The 18898-nt window shown below is 49.2% G+C and carries 18 protein-coding genes; 16 read left to right on the forward strand and 2 right to left on the reverse strand.

From position 1 onward, the window contains the following. Positions 1-38 precede the first annotated feature (38 nt). Together RGU75_RS10015 and RGU75_RS10020 are read left to right on the forward strand one after the other, a co-directional pair. Positions 39-1532, forward strand: a complete 1494-nt coding sequence (locus tag RGU75_RS10015; RefSeq protein ID WP_322235483.1) for an AMP nucleosidase — start codon at positions 39-41, stop codon at positions 1530-1532. Positions 1533-1562: 30 nt separating this feature from the next. Continuing rightward, complete coding sequence (locus tag RGU75_RS10020; RefSeq protein ID WP_322235485.1) at positions 1563-1769, forward strand: DUF1653 domain-containing protein; 207 nt, start codon at positions 1563-1565, stop codon at positions 1767-1769. Positions 1770-1858: 89 nt separating this feature from the next. Here RGU75_RS10020 and RGU75_RS10025 read toward each other — a convergent pair whose 3' ends face one another. Beyond that, entirely contained in the window at positions 1859-3076 is a 1218-nt protein-coding gene (locus RGU75_RS10025; protein WP_322235487.1) for a YbfB/YjiJ family MFS transporter, read from the reverse strand. Beyond that, positions 3076-3276, reverse strand: coding sequence for a hypothetical protein (locus RGU75_RS10030; RefSeq protein WP_322235489.1), 201 nt, complete (start codon positions 3274-3276; stop codon positions 3076-3078). The genes RGU75_RS10025 and RGU75_RS10030 overlap by 1 nt, the downstream gene beginning before the upstream one ends. Positions 3277-3635: 359 nt before the next feature. On the opposite strand from RGU75_RS10030, the gene RGU75_RS10035 reads away from it, so the two are divergent. The 14 genes from RGU75_RS10035 (at position 3636) to RGU75_RS10100 (ending at position 18896) form a co-directional block, all read left to right on the forward strand. Beyond that, a complete protein-coding gene (locus RGU75_RS10035; RefSeq protein WP_322235491.1) occupies positions 3636-3854 on the forward strand; it encodes a VF530 family protein in 219 nt (72 codons plus the stop codon). A gap of 150 nt (positions 3855-4004) precedes the next feature. After that, complete coding sequence (locus RGU75_RS10040) at positions 4005-4385, forward strand: glutaredoxin (protein ID WP_322235493.1); 381 nt, start codon at positions 4005-4007, stop codon at positions 4383-4385. A 188-nt stretch (positions 4386-4573) separates the two neighbouring features. Beyond that, on the forward strand, positions 4574-5281 hold the full coding sequence (locus RGU75_RS10045; protein WP_322235495.1) for a transposase: 708 nt from the start codon (positions 4574-4576) through the stop codon (positions 5279-5281). Positions 5282-5543: 262 nt separating this feature from the next. Beyond that, complete coding sequence (locus RGU75_RS10050; RefSeq protein WP_322240407.1) at positions 5544-10235, forward strand: glutamate synthase-related protein; 4692 nt, start codon at positions 5544-5546, stop codon at positions 10233-10235. 184 nt (positions 10236-10419) lie between these two features. Continuing rightward, complete coding sequence (locus tag RGU75_RS10055; protein ID WP_322235497.1) at positions 10420-11883, forward strand: glutamate synthase subunit beta; 1464 nt, start codon at positions 10420-10422, stop codon at positions 11881-11883. A gap of 391 nt (positions 11884-12274) precedes the next feature. Further along, complete coding sequence (locus tag RGU75_RS10060) at positions 12275-13078, forward strand: ABC transporter ATP-binding protein (protein ID WP_322235499.1); 804 nt, start codon at positions 12275-12277, stop codon at positions 13076-13078. Next, complete coding sequence (gene mlaE, locus RGU75_RS10065; RefSeq protein ID WP_416186861.1) at positions 13078-13854, forward strand: lipid asymmetry maintenance ABC transporter permease subunit MlaE; 777 nt, start codon at positions 13078-13080, stop codon at positions 13852-13854. The genes RGU75_RS10060 and mlaE overlap by 1 nt, the downstream gene beginning before the upstream one ends. A 132-nt stretch (positions 13855-13986) precedes the next feature. Beyond that, on the forward strand, positions 13987-14460 hold the full coding sequence (mlaD, locus tag RGU75_RS10070) for an outer membrane lipid asymmetry maintenance protein MlaD (RefSeq protein ID WP_322235503.1): 474 nt from the start codon (positions 13987-13989) through the stop codon (positions 14458-14460). Next, positions 14457-15152, forward strand: a complete 696-nt coding sequence (locus RGU75_RS10075; protein ID WP_322235505.1) for a VacJ family lipoprotein — start codon at positions 14457-14459, stop codon at positions 15150-15152. The genes mlaD and RGU75_RS10075 overlap by 4 nt, the downstream gene beginning before the upstream one ends. A gap of 177 nt (positions 15153-15329) precedes the next feature. After that, positions 15330-15959 carry an ABC transporter substrate-binding protein gene (locus tag RGU75_RS10080; RefSeq protein WP_322235507.1) on the forward strand — a complete coding sequence of 210 codons (630 nt, stop codon included), beginning with the start codon at positions 15330-15332 and terminating at the stop codon, positions 15957-15959. A gap of 164 nt (positions 15960-16123) precedes the next feature. Next, complete coding sequence (locus RGU75_RS10085; protein WP_322235509.1) at positions 16124-16426, forward strand: STAS domain-containing protein; 303 nt, start codon at positions 16124-16126, stop codon at positions 16424-16426. Positions 16427-16680: 254 nt separating this feature from the next. Beyond that, a complete protein-coding gene (locus tag RGU75_RS10090) occupies positions 16681-17625 on the forward strand; it encodes an ABC transporter ATP-binding protein (RefSeq protein ID WP_322235511.1) in 945 nt (314 codons plus the stop codon). After that, complete coding sequence (locus RGU75_RS10095; RefSeq protein WP_322235513.1) at positions 17622-18377, forward strand: ABC transporter permease; 756 nt, start codon at positions 17622-17624, stop codon at positions 18375-18377. The genes RGU75_RS10090 and RGU75_RS10095 overlap by 4 nt, the downstream gene beginning before the upstream one ends. Before the next feature lie 255 nt (positions 18378-18632). Further along, positions 18633-18896 (forward strand): BolA family protein, encoded by a 264-nt coding sequence (locus RGU75_RS10100; protein WP_322235516.1) that lies wholly within the window; start codon positions 18633-18635, stop codon positions 18894-18896. Positions 18897-18898: the final 2 nt, after the last annotated feature.

An 18898-nucleotide genomic window follows, 5' to 3' on the forward strand; every position in this document is an offset into this window, starting at 1 on the left:
TTCAGAAATTTGGGTATGCAGGTATCTAGGGAGAAGCAATGTTCAAAACTGAAAAATTTACAGACCCACAAGCCGCCGTTGAGCGTGTTTGCGCCATCTACGAACATAACACCGCGTTGTTGCGGGATGCTTTTAAGCGGTTTTCCAGCGGCGAAGTTTTACCGGGGCGGGTGCGTGCCTGTTATCCATTTGTGCGTATTACGACCGAAATCAATACGCGCGCGGATACCCGTCAATCGTTTGGATTTGTTGCCGGCCCAGGCGTTTATCAGACCACGTTGACGCGGCCTTCGTTATATACCAATTATCTGGTTAGTCAGTTCAAATTGTTGCGCGATAATCACGACGTGCCGCTGGAAATTGGCGTCAGTGAATTACCGATTCCCGTCCATTTTGCTTTTTCTGAAGGCATTCACGTCGAGGGTAATCTGGACCCGGAACATTTGCGCCATCTTCCAGACGTATTCGATTTGCCTGATCTGGCGTCAATGGATGATCGGATTGTTAATGGCACCTATCAACCGCTACCGGGCGAGCCACATCCGCTTGCGTTATTTACCGGGCCACGCATCGACTATTCGCTACATCGTCTGAAGCATTACACAGCGACCTCGCCGGATCGTTTTCAACGTTATGTGTTGTTTACTAACTATGCGTTTTATGTTGATGAATTTATCCGCATGGGACGCGAATTGATGCAAGCGACCGACGATCCTGAGCAGCGCGCCTATCGTCAGCAATACACCGCGTTTGTCGAGCCCGGCGATCTGACAACCTGGAACGCTAATCTGGATGACTTGCCTGCGGATCGCACCATCACGGGGATCGCACCTGCGCGTCAGCCGCAAATGCCAGCCTATCACCTGCAACGTGGCGACGGTACAGGTATTACGCTGATTAATATTGGCGTTGGACCATCCAACGCCAAGACGATTACCGATCACGTCGCAGTGTTGCGACCGCATGGCTGGATTATGCTCGGACATTGCGCGGGCTTGGCGGCATCACAACGCATGGGCGATTATGTATTGGCGCATGCGTATGTGCGGGATGATCATGTCCTGGATGATGACTTGCCACTTTGGGTGCCGATCCCGGCATTGGCCGAGGTTCAGTTGGCGTTGCAGGATGCAGTGGCACATATCACGCAGTTGGAAGGGTACGAACTCAAGCGCATCATGCGTACCGGCACCGTGGCGTCGGTCGATGATCGCAACTGGGAACTGCGCGATCACAGAGTGCCGTTGTTACGTTTTAACCAAAGTCGGAGCATCGCGCTGGATATGGAAAGCGCCACTGTTGCCGCAAATGGCTTCCGCTTTCGAGTACCGTATGGCACGTTACTATGCGTCTCCGATAAGCCGTTGCATGGTGAAATAAAATTGCCTGGAATGGCAAATCGCTTTTATGAACAACGGGTTAATCAACATTTGAAAATAGGGATCAAGGCGTTGGAATTATTGCGTAATCAAGGCGTCGAGCAATTACATAGTCGCAAGCTACGTAGTTTTAGCGAGCCTGCATTCCGTTGATATTTTTTAAAAAATTTGGAAAGGATACTAATGCAGTATCGGCATTTTAAAGGTGGCATTTATGACTTCATTTGCGAAGCCACGCTGGAGTCTGATCCGACGGTGACGATGATCGTCTATCGCGCGGCGAATGGCGCAATCTGGACGCGGCCCCGCAGCGTTTTTTTTGAAGAGATCGAACGCGACGGAAAAATCACACAGCGTTTTGTGGCGATTAAAACCGACGCTCAACAATAGCGATAACTGATAGCGCTAATGGCATTAGCAATACGCTTGATGGTTGAGTAAAAAAATCCTGGCAAAATATTCTGTCAGGATTTTTATTATCAGGTTTGCGCTTTTTTCGTCTTGTAGACCATCATTCCAAACAAGCATGCGCCAGCTAGCAACGCTAGGGCAGCAACACTGAGCGATGCTGTGAACGACCCAGTACGTTTTACCAGATAAGTGGCTAGCGGAGGTCCAATAATTTGGCCCAAGCCGTAAACGGCTGTCAACCAACCCATCAGGCTACGCGCATGATCGCCATACAAGCGCCGTGCTTCGCGCATCGCGAACAGTGTGATGGCGGTGAATGGCAGGCCGAGTAACAGACAACCAATTGCAAAGCCTGATACCGTCGGCAACGCAGTTCCCATCATCACTCCAATCGCTTGCAGCACATAACAAATCGCGAGTAACAGGCGGTTGTCGTAGCGCATCGGTATGCGGGTACCGAGCAGCGCACCTATCGCAACACCGATGCCGAACAGAGGCCAGAGTAAATCGGGCCAATGCGAGTGGGGCAAAGCCTGCCGCGCTATGACTGGCAGGAAAGTGGCTGTGATGATGTAGCCAAATCCACCCACTCCATAGATCAGTACCAATTCGGTGGCCTGGCGTCTGACCTGAAGTGGTTCCGATGCATGAATGCTTTCGGCAAATGGTGCTGGCGTATCGGCAGACTTAGAAAAAGTGCGCCACACGCTTGCACTGAGGACGAGCGCTAACGCACTAAAAAGTAGCCATCCCTGCGCCGCCGACCAATCGTGCGCGACCATTGTGCTGGCCGGCAAACCAGTCACTAAAATGCCGATGCCAGGGCCGCAGTAAATAATGCCGCCTAAAGCTGGAGCGCCGAGTTGGGTCAAGCGCTGTAAACACCAGCCGGATGCAAATACAAATACGAGTGAACTGGTGATGCCGGATAGCGTGCGCAATAAGATGAGCAACCGCAGATCGGGGGCGTTCGACAACCCCATGCCAAGCGTCAGTAATACGGTGGCGATCAATCCGAAGCGAATAAAATGGGTTGGACTGCCGCGCAATATGACGCATAGCATTGCGCCAATAAAATAGCCGATATAGTTGGCGGTCGCCAGCCATCCGCCCGTGGTGAGATTGATCACGCCATCGTGCAGCATGATGGGTAGCAGCGGTGTGAAGGCAAAGCGCCCGATTCCCATGGCGACAGCCAGCGTTAGTGCTCCAGAGAGCGCAACCCACAATGCTTCCTTGCGCATGACTGCTGACGACATTTCTTCTGTTGACAGGACGGCGGGCATTATTTGCCCTCCCTCCGCTGTATGGTAAGGCTTTCTCTGCCGATTACCCAATTGTTGTTGCCGACTTTATCGTCAACGATCACGCGAGTGAGTGAATGTTTGCGCAGTCCATTGGCTAACAATTGGGATGCTCCGGTAATGCGTGCAGTTTTTTGTTTGGTGGTTCCGTCCTGAGTCATTTTAATGCTCACGTGAGGCATGGTAATAGTCCTGAAAAGTGCGTTGGATATGAGGATGCTGCATATACATTGACAAACGCATTCTTAAAATTGAATAATAAATAAAGTAAGAATGAAGGTAACAACGCTGGTAACAACTTGGGTAACAAAGCAGCTAAAAGCAGGTTGGGGCCGGACGAGGGCTTCATATCTATTGAGATGCTCCCCTTAAGTCGGTCATCGTTAAAGGATAAGTTCGACTGCTGGAAGAATTGGCTGTAGAACGATATGTTGCAGAGCGAACCTTGCTGCCACACCTTAAAACAAAGCATGAACCCACGCCGCTCCCTGCCGTTGACCATGCCACAATTTGCCATTTCCACAGTTTACCAGAAGCGACTATGTCCCAAGAAAATCCACAAAACCCGCTGCACGGCATCACCCTCGAAAACATTTTGATCGCCTTGGTCGATCATTACGGTTGGGAAAAGTTGGGCCAACTCATTGATATACGTTGTTTTCAGAGCGATCCAAGTATTAAATCCAGCCTGACATTTCTCAGAAAAACACCTTGGGCACGCGAGAAGGTGGAAACCCTTTATACCAAATTGAAGGCATGAAATTGATTCCGTAGTTAGCGCTGTGGTAGTTTATGTCAGCGCAATGGTTGGTATTTAGTCAAATGGATGCCGCGTCAAATACATTTTCCCGTCTAAACTCCCAGAATCTGTGGGCTTCCAACATCATCGCTATTCGCTAAGGAGTGCCAAATGGGCCGCAGTATTCTTGATGAATTACACATTCACCCCGCTATTCGGAGCAAAATATCGCAGGAAAATGTTGATATCGTGCAGGAGGTACAGACGGCAATTGCGGCGCATCCGGTGGTCGTTGTTGGCATGGCGCAGAATCCTTTTCCAAAGAAAGCACGCAAGGCGCTGGACGCGCTCGGCACGCCTTACATGTATCTTGAATATGGCAGTTATCTAAAGGGCTGGCGTCGGCGCAGTGCTCTCAAAATGTGGAGCGGATGGAGTACTTTGCCGATGGTGTTCGTGCGCGGCACGTTGATTGGCGGAGCCAGTGAGTTGCAAATTCTTATTGATAATGGCGGCTTCGGTCGCTTGCTTGCTGAAGACCCGATTAAGTAATGTTGCTGCGGTAGTGCGATATTGCTGGCAGATAAACATGCATACACGTCTGCCTGACAGCGCAATCCGGATCTGGTTGAACCATGATCCCGATCGGTTAATTGGGCAGAAATCAGATCGTAATTAATCAGGGTCAGAGTCAGTTATCCAGATAAAATGATGTATCTACAACTGAAGTGTTGCTCGTTATGGCTCGCCTTGCCCGTTTAGTAGCTCCTCATCAGCCACATTATCTGATTCAGCGTGGCATCGATCAGCAAACCATTTTTCGCGATAATCAAGACTATCTTGCCTTTTATAACTGGCTGAAGACTGCTGCGCGACAGTTTAAGGTGGGGATTCACGCTTACCTTTTGATGGGAAACCAAATCCAACTACTGGCAACTCCATCCGACGCAGAAGGATTAGCGCGCATGATGCAGTGGGTAGGGCGCTACTATGTACCGTACTTTAACCAACGATATGCACGGGTTGGTACGCTCTGGCAAGGGCGTTACAAGGCGGCAGTCATCGATCCCGAGCAATATTTGATGAAATGCAGTCTGGCAATTGATTGTTATCCGGCTCACGACGGTTTGGAAGTGGTGTTGGGGCAGTTTGCCTGGTCGAGTTATTTGCATCATGTCGGTGTTAAATCCGATCCGCTAATTTCCGATCATCCCCTTTACTGGGCGCTGGGGAATACCCCTTTTGACCGGGAAGCTACCTATAAAGAACTTGCTGAGCAAGTACTTACTCTTCCTTGGGATGATGGATTAATTAAGGCGGTCGGAAAAGGTTGGGTACTTGGATCGGAAGCATTCAAGTTTCGCTTGGAGCAACAATACAACCAGCGGGTGCGTCCGGCGAGGCGAGGGCGCCCCTTCAAAATAGTGGCCACTACTGCTGCGGATTGAACCATTAAAAATACAATGATTGGCACTAATACGCGCCTCCGATGATGTCCGTTATGGCCTCTACGTCGCGGCTAATTAATCTGTGTTTATATTCACTCTGTCCCTAATTTAATATTTCAAAAAATTAAGCTTGCTTAATGCTACTCTGACCCTAATTATTCTAGTTGTAGTCTGTTCGACTCTGTTCTATTCTTATAACCTTACTGATAGAGTGGTGGAGCACGGAATGCAAAAGAGTCAATTGGGGCAAACGTCACATGCTGTGCCCGCACAAGGTTTATACGATCCGAAAAATGAACATGACGCTTGTGGTGTCGGTTTCATCGCGCACATTAAAGGCAACAAAAGCCACTCTATCGTTGAGCAAGGTTTGCTTATCCTGAAAAATCTGGATCATCGGGGTGCGGTTGGCGCGGATGAATTGATGGGTGATGGTGCTGGTATCCTGATTCAGGTTCCAGACCAATACTATCGTGAAGAAATGGCGAAGCAAGGTGTGGCGTTGCCACCGCCGGGTGAGTTTGGCGTCGGCATGGTTTTCTTGCCTAAAGAGAACGCATCACGCATCGCCTGTGAGCAGGAAATTGAGCGCGCCGTATTGCTCGAAGGTCAAGTCGTGTTGGGTTGGCGCGATGTGCCAGTTGATGTCGATATGCCAATGTCGCCGACTGTGCGTGAAAAAGAGCCGGTCATCCGTCAAATTTTCATCGGTCGCGGTCCAGACATCATGGTCACCGATGCGCTTGAACGTAAGCTGTATGTTATCCGCAAATCTTCCGGTCACGCGATTCAAGCCTTAGACCTATTGCACGGCAAAGAATTTTTCGTGCCGTCAATGTCAGCCCGTACCGTCGTCTACAAAGGTCTTTTGTTGGCGACGCAAGTTGGCGTGTATTACAAGGACTTACAAGATCCGCGCTGTATTTCAGCGTTGGCGCTGGTTCACCAACGGTTTTCGACCAATACGTTCCCTGAATGGCCACTGGCCCATCCTTACCGCCTGATCGCCCATAACGGCGAAATCAACACCGTTAAAGGTAACTTTAACTGGATGCGTGCGCGCGAAGGTGTGATGAAATCGGCTGTGTTGGGCGACGATCTGCAGAAGTTGTTTCCACTGATTTATGAAGGCCAATCCGACACTGCATGCTTCGATAACGCGCTTGAGTTGTTGTTGATGGCGGGATATCCGATTGCGCAAGCGATGATGATGATGATTCCCGAGGCGTGGGAAAATCACACCACGATGGATGACAATCGACGTGCATTTTATGAGTATCACGCTGCCATGATGGAGCCGTGGGACGGCCCTGCCGCGATGGCGTTTACGGATGGTCGTCATATCGGTGGAACACTGGATCGCAACGGTTTGCGTCCGGCGCGCTATATCGTCACTGACGATGATCTGGTCGTGATGGCATCCGAATCCGGCGTCTTGCCGATTCCTGAATCAAAGATCATTCAAAAATGGCGTTTGCAACCCGGTAAAATGTTTTTGATCGACCTTGATGCCGGTCGCATCATCGACGACAAAGAACTCAAGGACATGTACGCCAATGCCAAGCCATACAAGCAATGGATTGAGTCGGTGCGTATTAAGCTCGACGCGTTGAAGGAAGAGCCAGCGCAATCCGGCTCGACAATTCCACTTCTGGATCGTCAGCAATTGTTTGGTTACACGCAGGAAGATTTGAAGTTCCTGATGTCGCCAATGGCCGCTAATGCGGAAGAGGCGATTGGTTCGATGGGCAATGATTCGCCGCTGGCTGTCATGTCCAATAAGAACAAGACGCTGTATAACTATTTCAAGCAATTGTTTGCGCAAGTAACCAATCCGCCGATCGATCCGATTCGTGAGGCGATGGTGATGTCGCTGGTGTCTTTTATCGGACCGAAGCCAAACGTACTTGATACCAACAACATCAATCCACCGATGCGCCTTGAAGTATCGCAACCGATTCTGGACTACGCGGATATTGCCAAGTTGCGCAATATCAGTGCCCATACCGGTGGCAAGTTTAAGTCGCATGAGCTGAACATTTGCTATCCCGTCGCTTGGGGTAAAGAAGGCATCGAAGCACGTCTGGCCTCGTTGTGTGCTAAAGCCGTTGATGCGGTTAAATCAGGTCACAACATTCTGATTATTTCTGATCGTAAGGTCGACGCTGAACAAGTCGCCATTCCGGCCTTGCTGGCAACTTCTGCAATTCATCAACATCTGGTTACCAAGGGTTTGCGCACTTCGACAGGTCTGGTGGTTGAAACTGGTTCAGCACGTGAGACGCACCACTTTGCATTGTTGGCCGGTTACGGCGCGGAAGCAATTCATCCGTACCTGGCGATGGATACGCTGAGTGAAATGGCGCACGGTTTGCCAGGCGCGTTGTCGCCAGAAAAAGCGATCTATAACTTTCAAAAAGCCATCGGTAAAGGCTTGTTAAAAGTCATGTCGAAGATGGGTATTTCGACGTATATGTCGTATTGTGGCGCACAGATTTTTGAAGCTATCGGCCTCAACAAAAACATGACCGACAAGTACTTCAAAGGCACCTCATCGAACGTTGAAGGTATCGGCGTATTTGAAGTTGCTGAAGAAGCGCTGCGTCTGCACCGTGCTGCGTTTAGCAATGATCCGGTGCTGGCTAATGCGCTTGATGCCGGCGGCGAATATGCGTATCGTATTCGCGGTGAAGAGCATATGTGGACACCGGACGCGATTGCTAAATTACAGCACTCGACCCGTTCTAATAATTTCAACAGCTACAAAGAATACGCGCAGTTGATCAACGACCAAACCAAGCGTCATATGACGCTACGTGGTTTGTTTGAGTTCAAGCTCGATCCAAGCAAGGCTATTGCGCTGGATGAAGTCGAGTCGGCAAAAGAAATCGTCAAGCGCTTTGCGACCGGTGCGATGTCTCTGGGTTCGATCTCGACAGAAGCGCATGCCACGTTGGCAGTTGCCATGAACCGTATCGGCGGCAAGTCGAATACCGGCGAAGGCGGCGAAGACGTGAATCGTTATCGTCAGGAGTTGAAGGGCATTCCGATCAAGAAGGGTGACACGCTGGCATCGGTGATTGGTCCTGAGAATATTGAGGTCGATACACCATTACTTGCCGGTGATTCGCTACGCTCAAAAATCAAGCAAGTCGCCTCTGGACGATTCGGCGTCACCGCCGAATACCTGACTTCTGCCGACCAGATTCAGATCAAGATGGCACAAGGCGCGAAGCCGGGCGAAGGCGGTCAGCTACCGGGTCATAAAGTGTCTGAATACATTGCGCGATTGCGTTTCTCCGTGCCGGGTGTGGGATTGATTTCACCGCCGCCGCATCATGATATTTATTCGATCGAAGATTTGGCGCAGCTGATTCACGATCTCAAAAACGTCAATCCAAAAGCGTCGATTTCGGTCAAGCTGGTGTCGGAAGTTGGCGTTGGTACGATCGCCGCCGGTGTCGCTAAAGCGAAGTCTGATCACGTTGTGATCGCGGGTCACGATGGTGGCACGGGCGCGTCGCCATTGTCATCCGTCAAACATGCCGGTTCACCGTGGGAATTAGGTCTTGCAGAAACCCAGCAGACACTCGTGTTGAATGGTTTGCGTAGCCGTATTCGGGTGCAGGCTGACGGTCAGATGAAGACCGGCCGTGACGTTGTTATCGGTGCTCTGTTAGGCGCGGATGAGTTCGGTTTTGCGACTGCACCGCTGGTCGTTGAAGGCTGCATCATGATGCGCAAATGCCACTTGAATACATGTCCGGTTGGTGTGGCGACACAAGATCCTGTATTGCGTGCCAAGTTCTCCGGCAAGCCGGAACACGTGGTTAACTTCTTCTTCTTTATTGCCGAAGAAGTGCGTCAGATCATGGCACAACTTGGTATTCGCAATTTCAACGATTTGATCGGACGCTCAGATTTCCTCGATAAAGCGAAAGCGATTTCGCATTGGAAAGCGCAGGGCCTGGACTTCTCAAGAATCTTCTATCAGCCAGCGCTGCCAGAAGGCGAAGTCTATTACCACACCAAAGAGCAAGATCATGGCTTGCACAAGGCACTGGATCATAAGTTGATTGCACAAGCCAGAGCCGCGATCGATAAGGGTGAGCGCGTATCGTTTATTTCGCCGATCAAGAATTTGAACCGAACCGTTGGTGCAATGTTGTCAGGTGAAGTTGCCAAGAAATATGGTAACGACGGTCTGCCGCACGACACCATTCATATCCAGTTGCAAGGTACTGCCGGTCAATCTGCCGGTGCGTTTTTGGCGCACGGGATTACACTTGATCTGGTGGGCGAAGGCAACGATTACGTCGGTAAGGGATTGTCGGGCGGACGCATTATCGTTCGTCCTAACACCGAGTTCCGTGGTCGGGCAGTGGATAATATCATTGCCGGCAACACCGTCCTGTACGGCGCAACTGCCGGTGAAGCTTTCCTGAACGGCGTAGCTGGTGAGCGCTTCGCAGTACGTAACTCGGGCGCCATTGCAGTGGTCGAGGGAACTGGCGATCATGGTTGTGAATACATGACCGGCGGCACGGTAGTGGTGTTGGGCGAAACTGGCCGAAACTTTGCAGCCGGTATGTCAGGTGGTCTGGCGTATGTTTACGATCCTGATGCGCAGTTTGCATCGCAGTGCAACTTGTCGATGGTCACGTTGGAGAAAGTACTGAGTCAAGGCGAGCAGGAAGCGACCATCGACCATGCGATCTGGCATGCGACAACCCGTGCTGATGAAGCGCAAACTGATGAAGCGATTTTGAAGGGCTTGATCGAGCGTCATTTCAAGTACACCGGCAGCACGCGTGCGCGTTATCTGCTGGATAACTGGGTCGCTTCGCGCGCAAAATTCGTCAAGGTATTCCCGACAGAATATAAGCGCGCACTCGGTGAGTTGAACGCAGCGAAAGACGCTGCGCCATTAGCCAAGGAAAAAGTCGTCGCTTAATTTTAAGGTTGGCTTCAGGCTGTTTGGATTCTCCGAATCCGGCAGTGTGAGGCCAATATAACGATATCGATTTACTGCGCGACCCCTTTGTAATGAACAGTGAGCAAGGATCCGGATCACAAAAATCCGGATGCCATGTGGATCAATGCAGGGTGGATCGCTTAGCTAAGAATGTGAGTGGAAAATGGGTAAAGTAACGGGCTTCATGGAATATAGCCGCATGCCAGAGACGTACGAGGCACCGCTGGCACGTAAGAAACATTACAAAGAATTTATTTTGCAGCTTGGCGATAAAGAAGCCAAGGTACAAGGCGCACGCTGCATGGATTGCGGTATTCCGTTCTGCAACAACGGTTGTCCCGTGAATAATATTATTCCTGACTGGAATGATCTGGTGTATCGCGGCGCGTATCAGGAAGCGCTGGACACACTACATTCGACCAATAATTTCCCGGAATTCACCGGTCGTATTTGTCCTGCGCCTTGCGAGAGCGCGTGTACGCTGGGGATTAACGATGATCCGGTCGGGATCAAATCGATTGAACATTTCATCATCGATAAAGGCTGGGAAAACGGTTGGGTTGTCGCACAGCCAGCGCTGGTAAAGACCGGTAAGAAAGTCGCGGTAGTTGGTTCCGGCCCAGCAGGTCTGGCGGCAGCGCAACAGCTAGCGCGCATCGGACATGATGTGACTGTATTTGAAAAGAGCGATCGTATCGGCGGCTTGCTGCGTTATGGTATTCCTGATTTTAAAATGGAAAAAAGCCATATTGACCGTCGCGTCGCACAGATGGAAGAAGAAGGCGTTGTTTTCCGTACCGGCGTTTTGGTCGGTAAGGATTTTCCTGCTAATGTGAATAATTGGTCTAAAAAAACAGTTTCTCCGGAAGAGTTGAAGGCAGAATTTGACGCAGTGGTGATTGCTGGTGGTGCCGAGCAGCCACGTGACTTGCCAGTGCCTGGTCGGGAATTGAAGGGCGTCCATTTCGCGATGGATTTCCTGCCGCAACAAAACAAGATCAATGCCGGCGATAAGGTCAAGGATCAAATTCTGGCTGGCGCGAAAAACGTGATTGTTATCGGCGGCGGTGATACCGGATCGGATTGCGTTGGTACGTCTAACCGTCAAGGCGCAACATCGGTGTCGCAATTCGAGTTGATGCCAGAGCCACCAGAAACAGAAAACAAGCCGATGGTATGGCCATATTGGCCAATCAAATTGCGTACATCTTCGTCGCACGAAGAGGGCTGTGACCGTGATTGGGCGGTTGCGACTAAGCGTCTTGAGGGCAAAAATGGTCGGGTTGAAAAGCTGATTGCTGCCCGCGTCGAATGGAAGGACGGCAAGATGCAGGAAGTGCCGAATTCCGAATTTGAAATGAAGGCGGATCTGGTATTTTTGGCGATGGGATTCGTCTCTCCTGTGGCCCAAGTGCTGGAGGCGTTTGGGGTTGATAAAGACGCCCGGGGCAATGCCAAAGCAACGACCGATGGCGATGGTTCGTATAAAACCTCGGTCGATAAAGTATTCGCGGCGGGTGATATGCGTCGCGGTCAGTCATTAGTGGTCTGGGCAATTCGGGAAGGTCGTCAGTGTGCACGTGCAGTCGATGAGTTCCTGATGGGCGCATCAGTACTGCCTTTGTAAAACAGGTTGTAACGACCTTTTTCCTTTAACTACGATTGCGCTGTAAACAATATAGAGCAATAGCAGAACTAAATGAATTTGGCCTTATTGACAAAAACAGGTTCGCATCTAGCATGCGGACCTGTTTTTTTATTTTTGTAGAACAGAAGCCGCAAAATCGGCCAATTAATAAATATAAATTGTATTATTGGCAATGTTTGGTGTGGATACCCACAGTCTTTTGTTACGATAGATTTATGCAGCGCAATTCAATCTTTATATTAAGATTGAATTGTTTATTTCTTATGAGAACTTGTTTTTTATATCTTTAAGGTGCATTTTATGTCGTCGGATCAAACTCTAATGTTGCAAGTGCACTACAATGTCGCCTTTGATCTAAACGGTGGGCTTAGTGGGTAATATTGTCGAAATCCGAGATGTGGAGTTTAGCTATGGTGATCGGCCGATCTTATCGTCCCTTAGTATGGACTTCCCGCGAGGAAAAGTTATCGCGATCATGGGTGGCTCCGGATCAGGAAAAACGACCATTTTGCGACTGATTGGCGGCCAATTGCAGCCAAACGGCGGGAAAATCGTTGTTAACGATCAATTAGTCGCTACGCTTAACAAGTCAGATTTGTACGCTATGCGACGTAAGATGGGTATGTTGTTTCAGAATGGTGCTTTATTTACCGATTTGTCGGTATATGAAAATGTCGCCTTTCCGATACGTGAGCATACCGATTTGCCAGATGAATTATTAAACAACTTGGTGTTAATGAAATTACAGGCTGTCGGTTTGCGCAATGCAGCACAACTTATGCCGTCTGAAATATCCGGTGGGATGGCGCGTCGCGTCGCGTTGGCCCGTGCGGTAGCGCTAGATCCATGCTTAACCATGTATGACGAGCCATTTGCCGGACTGGACCCTATCTCGATGCGCGTGACCGCGTCACTGATTCGTAAGCTCAATGATGCATTAGGTTCAACTTCAATCGTGGTGTCACACGATGTGGACGAGTCGTTCGCTATTGCAGATTATATTTATTTCCTATCGCAAGGGAAGATCGTTGCCCACGGCACGCCGGATGAAATGCGAGCCTCAAGCGACCCGTTTGTGAAGCAATTCGTTTACGCGGAAGCAGATGGTCCGGTGCCTTTCCATTATCCAGGTAAGTCGTTCGCGGCCGATCTTGGCCTGGAGGCGCGTCCGTGATCGTTAGACTATTTGAGTCAGTTGGCAGGAGTGTGCGTGAAACCGTATCTGGCATTGGTAGAGCGACGCGGATATTTTTTGCCATTTTGCGGGCTTCCGGAGGCTTGCTAAAGCGCCCTCGACTAATTACCGATCAGATCCATTTCATCGGTAATTATTCGATGCTGATCATTGGTGTGTCGGGTCTGTTTATCGGATTTGTATTGGGTTTGCAGGGTTACTACACGCTCAATAAGTATGGCTCCGAACAGGCGCTGGGTTTGTTGGTCGCCCTGTCGCTGGTACGTGAGTTGGGTCCGGTAGTGACGGCGTTGCTGTTTGCCGGGCGCGCTGGTACATCGCTGACTGCCGAAATCGGGCTGATGAAAGCTGGCGAGCAGTTGGTCGCGATGGAAATGATGGCGGTTGATCCTTTGCAGCGCGTGATCGCACCGCGCTTCTGGGCCGGAATTATTGCAATGCCGTTGCTGGCAGCGGTCTTTAGCGCGCTCGGTATCTTGGGCGGCTACGTTGTTGGTGTACGTTTGATTGGTGTTGATGAAGGTTCTTTCTGGTCTCAAATGCAGGCAGGCGTCGATGTTTGGAAAGACGTCGCTAACGGGGTCCTGAAAAGTGCCGTGTTTGGGGTAGCAGTGACTTTTATCGCGTTGTATCAAGGTTATGAGGCCAAGCCAACTCCAGAAGGTGTTGCGCGTGCAACAACAAGAACCGTCGTGATAGCGTCCCTGACTGTGTTGGCACTGGACTTCTTGTTAACTGCATTAATGTTTAATTAAAACGCCGCTTAGAGCGACGATCGATGTAGTTATTTGGTAACGCATTGTGTCGTTCGATACTTTTTATTAGTACCTATGGCAGTATATCGAGGCAGACAAAGTGCTTCGGCTGGCATTCTTAAGGTGATAAATATGCAACAAAAATCTGTGGATGGTTGGGTCGGCTTATTCGTCGTGTTTGGTGCGCTGGCACTTATTTTTCTGGCTTTTAAAGCCGGTAATTTGGGTGGCGCATCGTTTCAGGCCAGTTATCCCGTGATATCGAAGTTCGATAACATCGGCGGTCTGAAGCCACGCGCGCCTGTGAAGAGTGCGGGTGTTGTTGTCGGGCGGGTGGGTGCGATCAATTTTGACGACAAAAACTTTCAAGCTGTTGTAACGTTAAATATGGATGAGCGTTACAAATTTCCGGTAGACAGCTCGGCCAAAATTCTGACCGCGGGTTTGTTGGGTGAACAATATATCGGCATAGAAGCTGGCGGCGATACCAAAGATCTGGTCGCTGGAGAAAACATCAAAATGACACAATCAGCGATCGTGCTAGAGAATCTGATCAGTCAGCTTATTTATAGCAAGGCAGCGGACGGAAAGGATAGTTCCCAATGAAAACCACGACGCTCGTTAGTGCTTTAGCTGTTGTAGCGGTCATGAGCGGTTGCGCAACCACCGGTGGCGCCAGCAATCCACAGGATCCGCTGGAAGGCTTCAATCGGGCGATGTTCACAGTGAACGATAAATTCGATCAAATTGCCTTGAAGCCTGTGGCGACTGCGTATAGAAACTGGTTGCCGTCTTTTGTACAAACCGGGGTTAATAACTTTTTTGGTAACCTTGCTGATGTATGGAGCGCAGCTAACGGCTACTTGCAGGGCAACGGTGTGGATGGTACGACGGCCGTGATGCGGGTAGCAGTCAATACTACGTTCGGTCTGGGCGGTTTGCTGGATGTCAGTTCGGCAGCTGGCTTACAAAAAAAGAACAAAGATTTTGGTCAAACGCTAGGCGTATGGGGCGTCGGTTCAGGTCCTTATCTGGTGTTACCGTTGTTTGGTCCATCCAATATTCGTGATGCAGCGGCGTTGCCAGTAGATTTCTACGGTGATATCTGGACTTACAAATATCCAGTGCGCTGGCGTAATACCGGATCGGTGGTACGTTTGGTTGACAAGCGTGCTAACTTACTTGATGCCTCTACATTACTTGAAGATGCGGCCCTTGATAAATATGAATTTGTGCGTGATGCGTATACGCAGCGCCGTCAAAGTCAAATCGATGGTCCAAATAAAGAAGACAACTAATAGCGGTGATTTTTCGGTGGTTGCGTAGGAAATGGTTACAACTATTTTTATTAGGCAATCCTTACGCCGGAACAAGTTAAGGAATGCGGCGTCATAGTAAACGTTACAGTTCGCGTTACAGTTTGGATGTGAAATACATTCTGCCCATCAACAAACATTGCGTAAAGTTATTAAAATATGAATACTATAAAAAAATATTTGGCGTTAGCCATGACACTTGGTGCTATGACATTGGCTGGTTCTGCTTTTGCTCAGGAGGCGCCAGATGCGCTGGTTCAGCGCATTAGTCACGAGGTTATTGATACTGCTAAAGCCGATAAGAGCATCCAGGGTGGCAATCAGCAACGCATTCTCTCGCTGGTCGAAGAAAAAATTATTCCATACGTTGATTTCGACCGCATGACGTCGCTTGCTGCAGGGCGTTTTTGGAGAGAAGCAACGCCTGACCAGAAAAAACAGTTAACCGCACAGTTCCGTAGTCTGCTGATCTTTACTTATTCTGGCGCTTTGGCGCAAGTCCGTGATCAAAAAATTGACTTCAAGCCAATGCGTGGAAGTCCTACAGATACAGACGTTGAAGTTCGTTCGCAAGTGATTCAACCCCGTGGCGAGCCTATTCAACTTAATTACCGCATGGAAAAGCTGGCAGACGGCTGGAAAATTTATGATGTCAACGTATTGGGCGCATGGCTCGTTGAGTCTTATAAAGGGACCTTTGCTTCAGAAATCGGCCGTTCGGGGATGGATGGTCTGATTAAAATGTTAACTGACAAGAATAAATCCCTCGCCGCTAAAAATAGCAAATAATTAAATTGCCTGATTAAGTGATTAGAGATAATCACTTAATGTGTTTATCAGGCGTAACTAAATAAATTTGTATCAATAAACTTAAAATTAATAAGTGTCAGTAAGTTTTTGAATTAGTCACTATCTAGCAGTTAAACATAGTTAAATATTATTGATCGACCACCATGTTCAGGCCTTCTCATTCTCTTACTGTCAGTAACGCCAAACTCGCCCTTGAAGCGGGACTTCGGGCGATCGCTGGCGGCGAGACCGAAATTGATTTGGGCGACGTGGTGGCGGTAGATTCTGCCGCAGTAGCAACGTTGCTTGCGTGGCAATGTGCCGCGCTCAATCAAGGGCTTTCGCTCCACTTCTCCAGCTTGCCTTCCAATCTGGAAAGCCTGATTGATTTATATGGTGTATCGGATTTGCTGTCCCCTGCGACACAACCGATCATGATCGACTCCCCCGTGACCCCACATCACTGATCTTTAGCATTGCTTTTGCCTTCTGTTATCTCCTCAATTCTGCCCCTGTTTCCCTATTCATTTGTGCCTGAGTGCAATACGAATTTGCGGCAAACTGTGGATTAAAAACGTATTTAGTTATTCGCTTTCAGATTGGGTTTGTGCCCATAGCCGGTTGCCTTTCGGGAAATCCCCTATAATTGAGGGTTCCGTGCATCACAATTTCATTGTAGTGTCATTGCGCGCTATCCCTTTTAAGAGTAAATCGAGCCACTATGGCGGCCATACAAATTACCAACGTCAAAAAACGTTACCAGTCATTGCAAGCATTGGATGATGTTTCTCTTACTATCGAAGAAGGGGAGTTCTTTGGGTTGCTTGGGCCTAACGGCGCAGGGAAGACGACTCTGATTTCGATTATTGCCGGATTGAATCGGGCTGATACAGGTACCGTCAACATTCATGGTCACGACGTGATCAGTGATTTTCGGAACGCGCGTCGTAAGCTTGGCGTCGTACCGCAAGAATTAGTATTTGATCCATTTTTCACCGTACGTGAGACATTGCGTTTGCAATCCGGCTATTTCGGACTGAAAAATAATGATAAGTGGATCGACGAGGTAATGGAAAATCTCGATCTGACCAGTAAAGCCGATGCCAATATGCGCACGCTATCTGGCGGTATGAAGCGTCGGGTTCTGGTGGCGCAAGCACTTGTGCATAAACCACCCGTGATAGTGCTCGATGAGCCGACAGCAGGTGTTGACGTTGAATTACGCCAGACTTTGTGGAAATTTATTTCCCAGTTGAATCGCGACGGTCATACAGTGGTGTTGACCACGCATTACCTGGAAGAGGCGCAAGAACAGTGTAATCGCATCGCGATGTTGAAACGGGGCAAAGTAGTTGCTCTCGATACAACTGCTGGTTTATTAAAACGCATATCAGGTTCACAATTGATTGTGCATTTGCTCCCAGGTGTGTCATTGCCAGAGGCTTTGCATCCGCTAGTATTGCAAGCCGGTAGCCATGAAGCAGCGGGTAAGTTTGCCTTACGGGTTACCGCGTTTAACGAAGTCGAGCCGATTTTGGCGACCTTACGGACCGCTGGCGTCGTCATTGATGACATGTATTTGCAGCAGGCCGATTTGGAAGACGTGTTTTTGCAAATTATGGATGGTAAAAGCGTGGACGGAATAAACATGGGCGGTGCCCGATGATTGGTTTTCAAACGTTATTTTATAAAGAAGTATTGCGGTTTTGGAAGGTCGCCACCCAGACTGTTGGCGCGCCGATTCTGACGGCAATGTTGTATTTGCTGATTTTTGGTCACGCTTTGAAGGGTCATGTTCAAGTGTATCCGGGCGTGGAATACACCGCGTTTCTGGTTCCTGGTCTAGTGATGATGAGTGTGTTGCAAAATGCATTTGCCAATACGTCGTCGTCTTTGGCGCAATCTAAAATGACTGGTAACCTGGTATTCGTCTTACTACCGCCGCTGTCACACTGGGAATTGTTCGGCGCTTATGTACTGGCCTCGGTTGTCCGCGGTGTCGTTGTCGGCGGCGGCGTCCTGCTGATTACGGGATTTTTTGTTGATTTATCGTTTGTTGCGCCGTGGTGGATCGTTATTTTTGCGGTATTGGGTGCAGGATTCTTAGGCACTATGGGTTTAATTGCAGGGATTTGGGCTGACAAATTCGATCAGTTGGCTGCGTTCCAAAATTTCCTGATTATGCCGGCAACATTTTTGGCTGGCGTATTTTATTCGATTCATTCGCTGCCGCCATTTTGGCAAGCGGTCTCCCATTTCAATCCTTTCTTTTACATGATTGACGGATTTCGTTATGGATTTTTTGGTCAGTCCGACGTTAATCCGTTTATTAGCCTCGCTATTATTTCGGTGTTCCTGTTGGTTCTGGCTACTATAGCGGTCCAGATGTTGAAGCAAGGGTATAAGTTACGCCACTAATTTTGGCTATCACGTCGGGCAACTGCCTTAAGCCACAAATCTAAGCCATGACGTTCACTGCGTTAAGTCACTAGTGACTTAACGCAGTGACACCGTTAAACTAGGGCAGTTTTGAATTAAGCTGGTTTTTAATGAGGTTCCTCGAACGAACTCATCAAACAGTTGCGCCACTCCGTTCACTGAGATCAATCACTACTGACTGAATTCAGTGACACCACCAAATTAATGCAGTTTTAAATCAATCAGGTTCTAATTATGTTCCCCACACCCGAACTCGTCAAAAGCTACATTGCGGCCGGCCTTACTTGCTCGCACCTGGAAGTTGAGGGCGATGGCCAGCATTTTACGGCGGTAATTGTTTCGGAAGCCTTCGCCGGACAGCGTCTGATTCAGCGTCATCAAATCGTTTATGCCGCATTGGGTGACCGCATGCGCGAAGAAATTCACGCGCTGTCGATGAAGACCATGACGCCTGAAGAGTTTCAAAAAAAGAGTGCATTGGCCTCTGATCAAAGTTAAGA

This window comes from Glaciimonas sp. CA11.2 (assembly GCF_034314045.1).
In the GTDB taxonomy this organism is placed as follows: Bacteria; Pseudomonadota; Gammaproteobacteria; order Burkholderiales; family Burkholderiaceae_D; genus Glaciimonas.

Bases quoted from the DNA above. Each gene is read 5' to 3' on its own strand.
- RGU75_RS10030 (WP_322235489.1), bottom strand. From the start codon at position 3,276: ATGCCTCACGTGAGCATTAAAATGACTCAGGACGGAACCACCAAACAA.
- RGU75_RS10025 (WP_322235487.1), bottom strand. From the start codon at position 3,076: ATGCCCGCCGTCCTGTCAACAGAAGAAATGTCGTCAGCAGTCATGCGC.
- RGU75_RS10100 (WP_322235516.1), top strand. From the start codon at position 18,633: ATGTTCCCCACACCCGAACTCGTCAAAAGCTACATTGCGGCCGGCCTT.
- RGU75_RS10045 (WP_322235495.1), top strand. From the start codon at position 4,574: ATGGCTCGCCTTGCCCGTTTAGTAGCTCCTCATCAGCCACATTATCTG.
- RGU75_RS10080 (WP_322235507.1), top strand. From the start codon at position 15,330: ATGAATACTATAAAAAAATATTTGGCGTTAGCCATGACACTTGGTGCT.
- RGU75_RS10075 (WP_322235505.1), top strand. From the start codon at position 14,457: ATGAAAACCACGACGCTCGTTAGTGCTTTAGCTGTTGTAGCGGTCATG.
- RGU75_RS10035 (WP_322235491.1), top strand. From the start codon at position 3,636: ATGTCCCAAGAAAATCCACAAAACCCGCTGCACGGCATCACCCTCGAA.
- RGU75_RS10040 (WP_322235493.1), top strand. From the start codon at position 4,005: ATGGGCCGCAGTATTCTTGATGAATTACACATTCACCCCGCTATTCGG.
- RGU75_RS10095 (WP_322235513.1), top strand. From the start codon at position 17,622: ATGATTGGTTTTCAAACGTTATTTTATAAAGAAGTATTGCGGTTTTGG.
- mlaD (WP_322235503.1), top strand. From the start codon at position 13,987: ATGCAACAAAAATCTGTGGATGGTTGGGTCGGCTTATTCGTCGTGTTT.
- RGU75_RS10015 (WP_322235483.1), top strand. From the start codon at position 39: ATGTTCAAAACTGAAAAATTTACAGACCCACAAGCCGCCGTTGAGCGT.
- RGU75_RS10055 (WP_322235497.1), top strand. From the start codon at position 10,420: ATGGGTAAAGTAACGGGCTTCATGGAATATAGCCGCATGCCAGAGACG.
- RGU75_RS10090 (WP_322235511.1), top strand. From the start codon at position 16,681: ATGGCGGCCATACAAATTACCAACGTCAAAAAACGTTACCAGTCATTG.
- RGU75_RS10085 (WP_322235509.1), top strand. From the start codon at position 16,124: ATGTTCAGGCCTTCTCATTCTCTTACTGTCAGTAACGCCAAACTCGCC.
- RGU75_RS10020 (WP_322235485.1), top strand. From the start codon at position 1,563: ATGCAGTATCGGCATTTTAAAGGTGGCATTTATGACTTCATTTGCGAA.